The organism is Enterococcus sp. ZJ1622, assembly GCF_011038845.1.
GTDB lineage: Bacteria > Bacillota > Bacilli > Lactobacillales > Enterococcaceae > Enterococcus_B.
The window spans coordinates 1-12,616 of sequence record NZ_JAAKDW010000027.1 but is presented as its reverse complement, the minus strand read 5'-3'; the positions used below and the strand labels follow the sequence as shown (position 1 = coordinate 12,616).

Here is a 12,616-nt window from a genome sequence, read left to right as displayed (position 1 = left end):
TTGCGTCTTTCGCGTCAGAAAACCGTTCATTTCGTGGCCTTCGCCGTTTTCTAAAACGATTTTTTCACCTGGATACAAGCTGCCGAATAAACCAGATACATTGTTTAAGGGATCATTTTCAGAAATCAAGTAGACTAAGCGTCCTTGGTAATCCTTTATGATTTTCTTGATCGAAGTACTTGGACTAAGTCGGATTTTCGGCAGATTCCTGCCTCCTTGGATCATCGAGCTGAACAGTGCCTCCGTCAGTGAATTGTTTAATGGCGCGGCGTTATAGACAATGATCGTTGGTACCTGATGCGCCATGCCTAAGATCGCTCCATTGCGTCCGCCAAGTGAGTGCCCGGTCACTGTCTCTATCGAATAACCCTCTTTTTTCAATCCTTTGAGAAACTCATTTCCTTGAGCAAAATAAAAAGAAGATGCTTGGCTCCCGCTAAAAGCGATCGCTCCCCACTGAGAAATATCCTTCAAACTTTCCAATGTCCCGTTATCCATATTCGTTCCGGCAAAGCCGACCGTGACTTTGCCAGTTTGGGTATCTTTAAAGGCCACGCCACTAAGACTTGTGCGTTTGTCGTAGAACGCGTCAATGAATTCGAGGTGGGTGGGGAATTGATTTTTATTTTGCATTTTCTTTATTTGTTTTACTATATCGGAATTAGATAGGTAATTGTATTTTGCATTTTCGATTTCGTAGGCAATAGTCGCTATGGCACTCGTTATTTCAGTGTCACCTTTGATCCCATTGTTCTTGATTTCATAACTGCTCATTGGTTATCCTCCTCAGTGTCAGGTTGATAATCAATAGAGTCATCAAATACAATAGATGGATTTTTTGAAAAACGAATCTCCACATTTTTGTATCCGACAGAATCCCCAGCTAAATTTCCTCGTCCTTTTAACAATAGAGTTGGCGCATTTTCTGTCGGGATCTGGTATCGCTGGCGTAATTGTTGGACATTCGGATCATCATTTTCCAGCTGATATTCCAGCTCATAAATCGGTACATTTGGGTTGTACATTTTTCGGATATGTTCATACTGACCAAGGTTCTTGAAATCCCCATACTGTACAAAAAATTGGAAATTTTCGATTTTTGCTTTTAATTCAGGGTCATCTACTTCTTCTAATAAACGAATCTCCTGTTTATCATAAGTAATAGGATATATTTTTTCTTCTATTTTTGGAGTTTTGATTTTGTTTTGATAGTAATAACCATGTGCTTTTTGAGTGTTTCGATTTAAGTACAACACCATTCCTTCCATTATCAGAGGTTCGTCATTCTTATACATTTTGGATAAACTTGATTGCAATACCCACACCCCCTTATCTCCCTCATCAAATTCCTCGTCTCGGTAGCCTTCCATCTCGTAAAAATCCATGAGATCCTTGGTGGGATACAAAGCCAGTACTTGATCAAAACTCTGTTCGATTTCTTCCTTCTTTTTTGAGGTACAGCCGCTTAGTATAGTTGTCATGATGATTCCTCCTGTGATGAAAAGTAGTGTTTTTTTGTTTGACATAAGACCTCCCAAGATAGTAGAGTATTCTATCTTTTTCTTTTTTAAATACTCCTTACAATAAGATATACGCAAAATCGGGCAATTTATTTTCACTATAGAGAAAACTCTTACAATTGAATGGTAGCATAAAGAATCGTCTTCTTTTTTAAAATATAAAGAGAAATAAACGCTTGAAAAATAACTAAGAATTTTCCGTTATGCAATTTTCATATAAATGAAGATGTTGTTAGTAACATTTATTTTAAAGGAATCTAGATTGTTATCTATGTAAATGATGTTTGTTAAAATAACTATTTTTATTTATGGCGATTAACGAAAAATCGGCCTATTATCTTGCGTATACTCGTTTTTCCTCCAAATTTTTAAGATTCTTTTTTGAAGGATTGCAACTCCTGCCGATTTGCGTTAAAGTAGGAAGAGATTCTGTGAAACAATTGCTGTTTCACAATGAAAGGACAAATTATGACACCAGAAGAATTTCGCCAAATATTGGCAGAAAAAGGAATCGAACTATCGGATCATCAAATGGAACAATTTGACTGTTACTTTCATGCATTAGTTGAGTGGAATGAGAAAATGAACTTAACAGCCATTACAGAGCAGAAAGATGTCTATTTGAAACATTTCTATGATTCATTGACATTAGCTTTTGACGTTGATTTTTCGACTGAACGGACGCTTTGTGATGTTGGATCAGGGGCAGGATTTCCAAGTATCCCATTGAAAATCGCTTTTCCGCAATTACAGATCACGATTGTCGATTCTTTGAATAAACGAATTACTTTCTTGACTGAATTGACACGTCTGTTAGGTATCGAAGCTTCGCTTTACCATGATCGGGCAGAAACATTCGGGCAGAATCCGCAATTCCGCGGATCGTTTGATTTTGTCACTGCACGTGCAGTTGCTCGATTGAATGTCCTGACTGAGCTATGCTTACCGCTAGTCAAACAAGACGGTTATTTTTATGCATTGAAAGCTGCTAAAAGTGAAGAAGAATTGACAGAAGCTAAACACGCAATCGCCTTATTAGGCGGAAAATTCATCGAAGAACAAGCAATCGAGTTGCCTGCTCTTGAAGATAAACGCCATATTCTAGTCATTCAGAAAAAGAAAGAAACACCAAAAAAATATCCAAGAAAACCAGGAATGCCGAACAAGCAGCCCATCAAATAGGAGGAGAAGAGATGGCACAAATCATATCTGTCGCAAATCAAAAAGGCGGTGTCGGGAAAACGACGACGACCGTGAATCTAGGTGCTTGTCTTGCTAGTCTAGGCAAAAAAGTACTATTAGTAGACATGGATGCACAAGGAAACGCAACAAGTGGCGTTGGCATCCGCAAACCGGATGTGAGCCAAGATATCTATGATGTATTGGTCAATGAATTGCCAATCGCAGAAGCGACACTTGTCACTGAGCATGAAAACTTGAGCATTGTGCCTGCCACTCTTCAATTAGCAGGAGCAGAGATCGAGTTGACATCGATGATGGCAAGAGAATCGCGGCTGAAAGGTTCTTTAGCAGAAATAAAAGATCAATATGATTATATTTTGATCGATTGTCCGCCTTCATTGGGGCATTTGACGATCAATTCATTCACCGCAAGTGACTCGATCCTGATCCCTGTCCAATGTGAGTATTATGCACTGGAAGGATTGAGCCAGCTGTTGAATACAGTTCGCTTAGTCCAAAAACATTTTAATCCCGAATTAGAGATCGAAGGAGTTTTATTGACCATGTATGACGCTCGTACGAATCTGGGGAACGAAGTAGTCGAAGAAGTACGGAAATACTTCCGTGAAAAGGTCTATGAGACGATTATTCCTAGAAATATCCGTTTATCAGAAGCACCTAGTCACGGGAAACCGATCATCGACTATGATCCACGTTCTCGAGGCGCGGAAGTCTACCAAGCATTGGCAAAGGAAGTGGTAAGCCGTGAAAAAAAGTAAAGGATTAGGTCGAGGAATCGATGCATTGTTCCAAGATCTGGAAAATCTGGAAACTGTTGATGTCAAAGATGAAACAGTCGTCCAGCTTCCATTGAATGAGTTGCGTCCAAATCCGTATCAGCCTCGTAAAACATTTGAAGAAGTCTCATTACAGGAATTAGCGAATTCGATCGAACAGTCCGGTGTGTTCCAACCGATCATCGTGCGTCGTTCCGCTGTCAAAGGCTATGAGATCATCGCAGGGGAGCGTCGTTTCCGTGCGTCGAAACTGGCCAACAAAGAAACGATCCCAGCAATTGTGCGAGAGTTTGACGAAGAAGCAATGATGCAAGTCGCTGTACTGGAAAATTTGCAAAGAGAAGATCTGAACCCACTAGAAGAAGCAGAAGCTTATGATATGCTGATGAAAAATTTGAAATTGACACAAGCAGAAGTAGCGAACCGTTTAGGGAAAAGCCGTCCTTACATTGCCAACTATCTTCGTTTGCTGTCGTTACCGGATCTTGTAAAAGAAATGGTGCAGGATCAGCGCTTGTCTATGGGACAGGCTCGTACGCTATTAGGCCTCAAAAACAAAGCACTGATTTTGAAACTGGCCAATCGAGTGGTCACTGAAAATCTGACGGTTCGTCAGTTGGAGCAGCTAGTTTCAGAGCTGAATCAAAATGACGGGAAAGAAAAGAAAAAAATCCCTCGTTTAGCTAAAGAAAAACCGTATTATATCCGGGAAAGTGAAGATCGTTTGATGGATAAATTCGGAACTAGCGTAGCTATCCAGGAAAAAAACGGTAAAGGAAAGATCGAAATCGAGTATCTTTCACAAAATGATTTGACAAGAATCCTTGATATCCTTAATATTCAGTTTGATGAAGAGTAAAAAGAAGTTGTGAAAAAACTGCCCTGTATCAAGCGGTAAGAAGGATTAGAGAAAAATAACTTCCCGTATTTTCGTCTGAGCGGGCTTAGTGCCGCTGATGCAAACTCTTGAACGAATAGTGAAGGTTAGACGTTTGAATACCATTTACAAAATAGGAGGGGACTTTATGTACGACTTACATGATATCGTTGAAATGAAAAAACCTCATGCTTGCCAGACAAACCGCTGGGAAGTGATCCGAATGGGCGCAGACATCAAAATAAAATGTGTCAATTGCGGGCACATCGTCATGATGACCCGTCGTGATTTTGAAAAGAAGCTAAAAAAAGTTATTGAAAAAAATGCAGAGAAAGAGTGAATGAATTTATGGCATTAACTGCTGGAATTGTTGGGTTGCCCAACGTAGGAAAATCAACTTTGTTTAATGCGATCACAAAAGCAGGAGCAGAAGCAGCAAATTATCCTTTTGCAACGATTGATCCCAATGTAGGTATGGTCGAAGTACCTGACTGGCGCTTGCAACGTTTGACAGAATTAGTCCATCCGAAAAAAACAGTCCCAACGACATTTGAATTTACCGATATCGCTGGGATCGTAAAGGGCGCAAGCAAAGGTGAAGGACTAGGGAATCAATTTTTGAGTCATATTCGCCAAGTCGATGCGATCTGTCATGTTGTCCGATGCTTTGATGATGACAATATCACACACGTAGAAGGACGCGTAGATCCGTTAGCCGATATCGACACGATCAACTTGGAACTTGTACTTGCAGATTTGGAATCGGTCAATAAACGCTACACTCGTGTTGCGAAAGTAGCGAAGACAAAAGACAAAGAAGCTGTCGCTGAATTAGCAGTACTGGATAAAATCAAACCAGTGTTAGAAGACGGCCGTTCAGCACGTTCGATAGAATTTACAGAAGAAGAAGAAAAAATCGTGCGTTCTCTCTTCTTGTTGACGACAAAACCGATCCTTTATGTGGCTAATGTTTCCGAAGATGATGTAGCAGATGCTGAATCGAACCACTATGTGCAGGAAGTCCGAAATTTTGCTGCAGGAGAAAACGCGGAAGTGATCGTAGTCAGTGCACGCGCAGAAGAAGAAATCGCAGAACTTGATGATGAAGATAAAGCAGAATTCCTTGAAGCTTTAGGCATCGAAGAATCTGGTTTGGATCAGTTGATTCGAGCAGCTTATGATTTATTAGGGTTAGCTACTTACTTTACTGCTGGAGAGCAGGAAGTTCGTGCATGGACTTTCAAGAAAGGGATCAAAGCGCCACAAGCAGCAGGGATCATCCATTCTGATTTCGAACGAGGATTCATTCGTGCAGAAACAGTCTCATTTGAAGATTTGGATCATTATGGCAATATGCATGCAGCAAAAGAAGCTGGTCGAGTTCGGCTAGAAGGAAAAGACTATGTCGTCCAAGATGGAGATGTTATGTTATTCCGCTTTAATGTGTAAAAGGGCTATCACACTATAGGCCGGATATGTTAGAATGTCTTTTGTGACGACCGTGAAGGAAGTAGCGGCTAAGGAGGACGAATTAGAGAATGGAACCAGAACAATTACGCGAGCTCGTAAAAGAAAACAATGACCTTGAAGAAAAATTAACAAAACGAAACCAACAATATATTTTTGACCTGAAGAAATCTTTAGAAGCAGCGAACTTATCCGAAGAGGAAAAAGTAAAAGCACTTCATGACATCCTGCCAACCCTTGTCGCTGAACAAAAAGGTGGGAAAACAGCACGTCAGCTATACGGCACTGTTTCAGAACGTACCGAAGCGATCATCAATAAGCCGGCAGAAGTGAAGACTTCATCGACACCTGTTTTGATGTGGCTGGACAATACGTTGCTGCTGTTGGGTCTATTGAGCATCATGATTGCGATCACTGGATTGTTTTCACGTGGAACAACTCCGGCTTATGGGATCTCTACCCTTGTTTTAGGTTCTGCAATCGGTGGCTGGGTATTTTATCTGATGTACAAGTATATCTATCAATATGAATATCCGGGAGCAGATCGCAGCAAAAAACCGGGAATGGGCAAGACCCTCTTGATTCTAGGAGGAACGACATTGATCTGGGTTGTCGCTTTTTCAGCAACAACGATGCTTCCGCCAGTCATCAACCCTATGCTGGATCCAGTATTCATCGTAGTGATCGGAGCCGCAGCATTAGCTTTGCGTTACTACTTGAAGAAGAAGTACGGCATTATCGGAAGTCTTTCCGTACCAAGAAAATAAAACCGATATTTATCATAGGAGCTGTGACAAAAGCCTTGTCACAGCTCCTTTTTCCGAATAAACGGTGTTCCAGAAGTAGCTTCTTCTTATTTCTTGAAGCTGCCCACTTCTGTCACAACCTCTTTATTAAAATGAAGCAAATCGTATGAGTGTTTTGTAAGAAAGGCTCTCTGATTTTTAGAAGCTTGTTGACTTAAGCGTAAAAATCGATTATTTTAATAGATAAACTAAATCAGAGGAGTGGTACTAAAAATGTCCAACTGGGAAACAAAGTTCACGAAAAAAGGGTTTACTTTTGATGATGTCTTACTGATACCAGCAGAAAGTCACGTGTTACCAAACGAAGTGGATATGAGCGTACAATTAGCAAAAAACATTAAATTAAATATTCCGATCATCAGTGCAAGTATGGATACAGTCACTGACAGCAAAATGGCCATCGCAATGGCGAGACAAGGTGGATTGGGTGTTATCCATAAAAACATGACGATCAGTCAGCAAGCCGATGAAGTAAGAAAGGTCAAACGTTCAGAAAGCGGCGTAATTATCGATCCGTTTTTCTTAACGCCTCAACATCTTGTAGCGGACGCAGAAGAGCTGATGAGTAAATACCGAATCAGCGGAGTGCCGATCGTCGAAACACTGGAAAACAGAAAACTGGTCGGAATCATTACAAACCGTGACATGCGTTTTGTCACAGACTATCATATTTCCATTGCTGAAGTGATGTCAAAAGAAAACTTAGTTACCGCCCCAGTAGGTACTTCTCTAAAAGATGCAGAAAAAATCCTGCAAAAACATAAAATCGAAAAACTGCCAATCGTAGATGACGAAGGTCGATTGAGCGGATTGATCACGATCAAAGATATCGAAAAAGTGATTGAATTCCCTAACGCAGCCAAGGACGAACATGGTCGTCTGCTTGTTGCGGCGGCTGTTGGTGTCACAAGCGATACCTTCGAACGTGCGAATGCACTGCTTGAAGCAGGCGTTGACGCGATCGTAATCGATACAGCTCACGGACACAGTGCAGGTGTTATCCGAAAAATCCAGGAAATCCGTTCGACATTTGCTGAAGCAACACTGATTGCCGGGAATGTTGCAACAGCTGAAGCTGCAAAAGCGTTATATGATGCTGGAGTAGATGTAGTGAAAGTAGGGATCGGCCCAGGTTCGATTTGTACGACACGTGTCGTTGCAGGCGTAGGTGTACCTCAACTGACTGCTATTTATGACGCAGCATCTGTCGCTCGTCAATATGGAAAAGCCATCATTGCAGACGGCGGGATCAAATATTCCGGTGATATCGTCAAAGCACTAGCAGCAGGCGGACATGCTGTCATGTTGGGAAGCATGTTGGCTGGGACAGACGAATCACCAGGTGAATTTGAAATCTTCCAAGGTCGTCGTTTCAAGACTTACCGTGGTATGGGTTCATTAGGCGCAATGGAAAAAGGTTCAAAAGACCGTTACTTCCAAGGTAGTGTCAATGAAGCGAATAAATTAGTTCCTGAAGGGATCGAAGGACGTGTCGCGTACAAAGGAAGCGTTGCTGACATCATTTTCCAAATGATCGGCGGCTTGAAATCCGGTATGGGTTATGTTGGTGCAGCGAACTTGAAACAATTGAGAGACGAAGCACAATTCATTCAAATGAGTGGAAGTGGGCTAAAAGAATCACATCCGCATGACGTCCAAATCACAAAAGAAGCACCTAACTATTCTGTTGAATCTTGATCTTAAAGAAGAGAGCGGGACGATAGTCAGATTTTTTTCTGACTATTGTCCCGCTCTCTTCTAATTTTAGTATGTTTTGCTTGATTTTTTATTTGATCACTTTCAGATTTCCCATATAAGGAACCAGAACTTCCGGTACAGTCACTGAACCATCTTCGTTTTGATAGTTTTCAAGAATTGCTGCGACTGTGCGTCCTACAGCAAGTCCTGAACCATTCAACGTATGCGCATAGTGGATTTTTCCATCTGCATCACGGTAACGGATCATCGCCCGGCGTGCTTGGAAGTCTTCACAGTTTGAACAAGAACTGATTTCGCGATACGTGTCTTGCGCTGGGATCCATACTTCCAAATCATACGTTTTAGCAGCAGAAAAGCCCATATCTCCAGTAGACAAGGCAACGACACGATAAGGCAAGTGCAGTTTTTTCAAGATATCTTCTGCATCGGCAGTCATTTTTTCCAATTCGTCATAAGAATGTTGTGCATCAGAGAATTTCACCATTTCTACTTTGTTGAATTGATGAAGACGGATCAAACCTCGAGTGTCACGTCCGGCACTCCCTGCTTCTGAACGAAATGCAGGACTTAGTGCAGTAAAGTAAATAGGAAGATCTGCGCCATCCAAGATTTCATCATTGTAGTAGTTTGTCAAAGGTACTTCGGCTGTAGGGATCAACGTCAGATCCGTATTTTCTAATTGGAAAACATCTTCTTTGAATTTTGGAAACTGCCCAGTACCAAACATTGCCCGACTATTGACAATATAAGGCGTGATCATTTCTGTGTATCCATGTTCATAGATGTGCTGATCCAGCATAAAATTGTAGACAGCACGTTCTAAACGAGCACCAAGACCTTTGTAGTAAACAAAGCGGCTGCCAGAAACTTTTGCCCCACGTTCGAAATCTAAAATACCAAGATTTTCTGCGATTTCCCAATGTGGTTTTGGTTCAAATGAGAAGTTGCGAGGTTCGTTCCAGCGACGGACTTCCACATTGTCATCTTCATCTTTCCCGATTGGCACAGAATCATTTGGCAGATTCGGCAAAGTAGTTGCGATTTGCTGGATCTTTTCATCGACTTCTGCGACTTCTGCATCTAGTGCTTTGATATTTCCGCCTACTTCTTTCATTTCTTCGATCTTTGCAGACGCATCTTCTTTATTACGTTTCAACTGAGCGATTTCTGCAGAGACATCATTGCGGTATTTCTTTAATTCTTCACTTTTGACTAGCAGCTTGCGGCGGCTTTCATCCAGTTCCATGAATTCGGCTAATCTTTCTTTTTTCACACCACGTGTCATTAATTTTTCTTGAACGTACTCAAAATTTTGACGCATCATTTTTACATCTAACATTTCTTTTCCTCCTTTTTCAAATAAAAAAGACCGATCCATCCCAATTATTTCTTGGGACGAATCAGTCTTGCATTCGCGGTACCACCCAAGTTCAGCTAAAGCTGCACTTGTAAAACAGATAACGGCTGTCATTCCGGCCTTCCTTATTTCGAAAGGCACACGTAAAAAGAACTGGAACTTCCATATTATTCTTTACTGATTCGCACCAACCATCAGCTCTCTGAGAAAAGGATAAAATGTACTGGGTTCTGTGTTTCTGGATTATTCTAATAATTGTAATAAGAATAGCGAATATTTCAGCTTTCGTCAACATCTTCTGATTTGATTGGCAATTTTTCGTTTCTTTTTATAGGAAGATGCATGATGAAGGAGGTCCAATGCTGGTCTGATTTGGCATAGATATAACCGCCATGCAGAGCAACGATGCTTTGGGCGATCGCTAATCCAAGACCTGTTCCCCCAGTTGCTTGTGAACGGGATTCTTCTACGCGGTAAAACCGATCGAATAGATTGTCGATTGACTGCTGCGGGATCATAGCACCATTGTTTTTCACAACGATGACTACCTCGGAACCTGCACGTTCAAGTTCAATGACGATCTTGGTCGCACCCTTACCATATTTCAAGGCATTAGTCAGCAGATTGTTGAATACGCGAACCAACTTTTCAGTGTCGCCGTCCATCACTAATGAGTCGATCTTTGAATCGACAAGTATTTGAATATGCTTTTTCGATGCTTCCAGTTCAAAATCAGCGGCCAGCTGTTCGATCAACTGAACTAAATCAAAGGCGGAAAAGTTGATAGGAACAGCAGGTTGCCGTACTTTTGTATATTCAAATAGATCATCGACAAGAGATTTCATCTGTTTGGCTTTGACATAAGCGGTGTGGGTGTATTTCAAAAGATCCTCCTCCGAACGGTACTGGCCATCCTCGATCAAACCAAGATAACCGATGATCGAAGTCAGGGGAGTCCGGATATCATGACTCACGTTTGTGATCAGTTCATCTTTTGATTTTTCGATTTTCCGTTCATCCTCGATCGCAGCTACAGTACTATCGACTAATCCATTGATACTTGTTACGACACGGCTAAGATCGCCACTCAGTTCGAAAGGGATACGATGATCGTAGTTCCCATTAGCGATGTAATGCAGTTCACTGATAATGTGTCGCAGCTGCATCTGACGATATCGCCGGATCAAGCGCCAATATAGTACTCCTACATCCAATAGGAAGAAAAGAGGGATAATGAAATTCCGACCATTCCAAAATAAATCAGTGTTCAGGCGTTCGGCGAATATGTTTTTAGAGTCCCAGATCGCATTTGTCAAAGAAGGTGAACTATTAATCACTGAACTGATTACGACAAGGACTGCTACATTCAATAGAAGAAGTAAGATAACTGTGATAATGCCTTCTGCTAAAAGTTCGCTGATTTCTTTTGACGTCAAATTGATCCGCCGGCGTTTTTCCATTCCTCTTTTTTTATCTTGCGTCAATTTTATAGCCCACTCCCCAAACGGTTTGAATGACTTTTTCTCCACCAGTTGCTTCTTCGATCTTGTCTCGTAAATGACTGACATGGACCATCACAGTTTTAGCAGATACAATACTTTCTTGTTTCCATACACGCTCAAAAATCTCATCTGCGCTGAATACCCGGTTAGGATGACTAGCAAGCAGATAGAGAATACCGAACTCTAAAGCGGTCAATTGGATTTCTTTTCCATCGATCGTTTTGACTTCATGAGAATCTTTATTGATGATCAACGCATTGACTTCCAATACATCTGGCTGATCAGGTGTGACCTGCATTTTTGTTCGGCGAAGTAGTGATTTTACTCTCGCCATGACTTCTAGCGGATTGAAAGGTTTTGTGACATAGTCATCCGCTCCAGCAACTAGGCCTTTGATTTTATCCATATCTGTGGTCTTTGCTGTTAACATGATGATTGGGATATGTGATTCTTTTCGTAATTCTTTGACTACCTGCATACCGTCCATTTCAGGCATCATGATATCTAGTATAAGCAATTCGATATCTGGGATCGTTCTGATCTTTGACAAGGCTTCTTTTCCATCATAAGCTTTAACCGCTTCATAACCTTCATTGTGTACATAGATGCTTAATAATTCAACGATCTCTTTATCATCGTCAGCAATTAATATTTTCATAGTTAAATCCTCCAGAATCATAATGTTACTATTATTTTAGCAAAAAAAAGCGTAAATAGATAAAAGCAGCACTTTGTTAAGGAAAATTTTAGAAGGTAGAGAAGTGACTAGCACCGTATATCTAGAAAAAAGTGAACATTCTTAGGAGAAATAGAACATAAGAAGGGGAAGACAAGCAAAAAAACGAACAAAATCGTAACTTGCGTAATAAATGATTTAGCAAATGAGAAATGTTGATAAATCAGCATTTTTCTTATTGACTTTCGTTTTTGAAGTTGGTATATTATTATGTGTTCGAAAGGACAGGGTATACAATCAAAAAATTATAAATTAATTATTGACATGTTTATCCTTACATGATAAGATAACTAAGTCGTTTGATGAGGACGTTGGACAAAGCTTGATCTCATCAAGAAAAACTTCAAAAAAGTTCTTGACAAATAACAAACGATGAGTTATGATAAATGAGTTGCTGAAAGATTTCGCTAAGCGAGATCGAAAAAACTTTTAAAAAAGAGTTGACAATCGCTTGTCTCTCTGATATGATATAAAAGTTGCTACGGCAGCCAAACAGAGATCAGATTTCAAGCATCACTGCTTTGGGTTTTGATCAAGTAGACCTTTGAAAACTGAACAAAGTAAGACAAACCAAATGTGTAGGGCGTCTTGATTGATTCAAGACAACAAACATTTTTAACAAGCAAGCAATATGCTAGCAAACAAATTGAGCT

The 12,616-nt window shown here is 40.7% G+C and carries 12 protein-coding genes and 1 other annotated feature; of the genes, 7 read left to right on the top strand and 5 right to left on the bottom strand.

The features are described from left to right. Both G7Y42_RS14470 and G7Y42_RS14465 read right to left on the bottom strand, forming a co-directional pair. Positions 1-774 (bottom strand): hypothetical protein (locus G7Y42_RS14470; protein ID WP_206215473.1); only part of this gene is annotated, 774 nt, incomplete at its 3' end. Beyond that, positions 771-1,526 carry a tandem-type lipoprotein gene (locus tag G7Y42_RS14465; RefSeq protein WP_165007403.1) on the bottom strand — a complete coding sequence of 252 codons (756 nt, stop codon included), beginning with the start codon at positions 1,524-1,526 and terminating at the stop codon, positions 771-773. The genes G7Y42_RS14465 and G7Y42_RS14470, both read right to left, overlap by 4 nt. A gap of 462 nt (positions 1,527-1,988) precedes the next feature. Here G7Y42_RS14465 and rsmG point away from each other — a divergent pair, with 462 nt between their 5' ends. The 7 genes from rsmG to guaB all read left to right on the top strand — a co-directional run bounded on the left by rsmG (position 1,989) and on the right by guaB (position 8,347). Continuing rightward, positions 1,989-2,702, top strand: coding sequence for a 16S rRNA (guanine(527)-N(7))-methyltransferase RsmG (rsmG, locus tag G7Y42_RS14460; protein WP_165007400.1), 714 nt, complete (start codon positions 1,989-1,991; stop codon positions 2,700-2,702). A gap of 11 nt (positions 2,703-2,713) precedes the next feature. Next, positions 2,714-3,481, top strand: a complete 768-nt coding sequence (locus G7Y42_RS14455; protein ID WP_165007397.1) for a ParA family protein — start codon at positions 2,714-2,716, stop codon at positions 3,479-3,481. Next, positions 3,468-4,358: a ParB/RepB/Spo0J family partition protein gene (locus tag G7Y42_RS14450; protein WP_165007394.1), complete on the top strand. Its 891-nt coding sequence runs from the start codon at positions 3,468-3,470 to the stop codon at positions 4,356-4,358. Before G7Y42_RS14455 ends, G7Y42_RS14450 begins: the two co-directional genes overlap by 14 nt. Before the next feature lie 166 nt (positions 4,359-4,524). Next, a complete protein-coding gene (locus G7Y42_RS14445; RefSeq protein ID WP_165007391.1) occupies positions 4,525-4,716 on the top strand; it encodes a DUF951 domain-containing protein in 192 nt (63 codons plus the stop codon). Between the two features lie 8 nt (positions 4,717-4,724). Next, on the top strand, positions 4,725-5,825 hold the full coding sequence (ychF, locus tag G7Y42_RS14440) for a redox-regulated ATPase YchF (protein ID WP_165007406.1): 1,101 nt from the start codon (positions 4,725-4,727) through the stop codon (positions 5,823-5,825). Between the two features lie 89 nt (positions 5,826-5,914). Continuing rightward, positions 5,915-6,610 carry a DUF1129 domain-containing protein gene (locus G7Y42_RS14435; protein WP_165007389.1) on the top strand — a complete coding sequence of 232 codons (696 nt, stop codon included), beginning with the start codon at positions 5,915-5,917 and terminating at the stop codon, positions 6,608-6,610. Between the two features lie 252 nt (positions 6,611-6,862). Next, positions 6,863-8,347 carry an IMP dehydrogenase gene (gene guaB / locus G7Y42_RS14430; protein WP_165007386.1) on the top strand — a complete coding sequence of 495 codons (1,485 nt, stop codon included), beginning with the start codon at positions 6,863-6,865 and terminating at the stop codon, positions 8,345-8,347. An 88-nt stretch (positions 8,348-8,435) separates the two neighbouring features. Here guaB and serS read toward each other — a convergent pair whose 3' ends face one another. From serS to G7Y42_RS14415, 3 genes are all read right to left on the bottom strand, one after another. Next, positions 8,436-9,707 carry a serine--tRNA ligase gene (gene serS / locus G7Y42_RS14425; protein WP_165007383.1) on the bottom strand — a complete coding sequence of 424 codons (1,272 nt, stop codon included), beginning with the start codon at positions 9,705-9,707 and terminating at the stop codon, positions 8,436-8,438. A 49-nt stretch (positions 9,708-9,756) separates the two neighbouring features. Then, positions 9,757-9,965 (bottom strand) — a binding site (T-box leader). A gap of 38 nt (positions 9,966-10,003) precedes the next feature. Continuing rightward, complete coding sequence (locus G7Y42_RS14420) at positions 10,004-11,209, bottom strand: HAMP domain-containing sensor histidine kinase (protein ID WP_206215472.1); 1,206 nt, start codon at positions 11,207-11,209, stop codon at positions 10,004-10,006. After that, positions 11,196-11,885: a response regulator transcription factor gene (locus G7Y42_RS14415; RefSeq protein WP_165007377.1), complete on the bottom strand. Its 690-nt coding sequence runs from the start codon at positions 11,883-11,885 to the stop codon at positions 11,196-11,198. Before G7Y42_RS14415 ends, G7Y42_RS14420 begins: the two co-directional genes overlap by 14 nt. Between the last annotated feature and the right edge of the window lie 731 nt (positions 11,886-12,616).

Excerpts from the sequence above, each read along its gene's own strand:
- G7Y42_RS14415 (WP_165007377.1), bottom strand. The coding sequence starts at position 11,885 with ATGAAAATATTAATTGCTGACGATGATAAAGAGATCGTTGAATTATTA.
- rsmG (WP_165007400.1), top strand. The coding sequence starts at position 1,989 with ATGACACCAGAAGAATTTCGCCAAATATTGGCAGAAAAAGGAATCGAA.
- G7Y42_RS14445 (WP_165007391.1), top strand. The coding sequence starts at position 4,525 with ATGTACGACTTACATGATATCGTTGAAATGAAAAAACCTCATGCTTGC.
- G7Y42_RS14435 (WP_165007389.1), top strand. The coding sequence starts at position 5,915 with ATGGAACCAGAACAATTACGCGAGCTCGTAAAAGAAAACAATGACCTT.
- G7Y42_RS14455 (WP_165007397.1), top strand. The coding sequence starts at position 2,714 with ATGGCACAAATCATATCTGTCGCAAATCAAAAAGGCGGTGTCGGGAAA.
- G7Y42_RS14465 (WP_165007403.1), bottom strand. The coding sequence starts at position 1,526 with ATGTCAAACAAAAAAACACTACTTTTCATCACAGGAGGAATCATCATG.
- guaB (WP_165007386.1), top strand. The coding sequence starts at position 6,863 with ATGTCCAACTGGGAAACAAAGTTCACGAAAAAAGGGTTTACTTTTGAT.
- serS (WP_165007383.1), bottom strand. The coding sequence starts at position 9,707 with ATGTTAGATGTAAAAATGATGCGTCAAAATTTTGAGTACGTTCAAGAA.
- ychF (WP_165007406.1), top strand. The coding sequence starts at position 4,725 with ATGGCATTAACTGCTGGAATTGTTGGGTTGCCCAACGTAGGAAAATCA.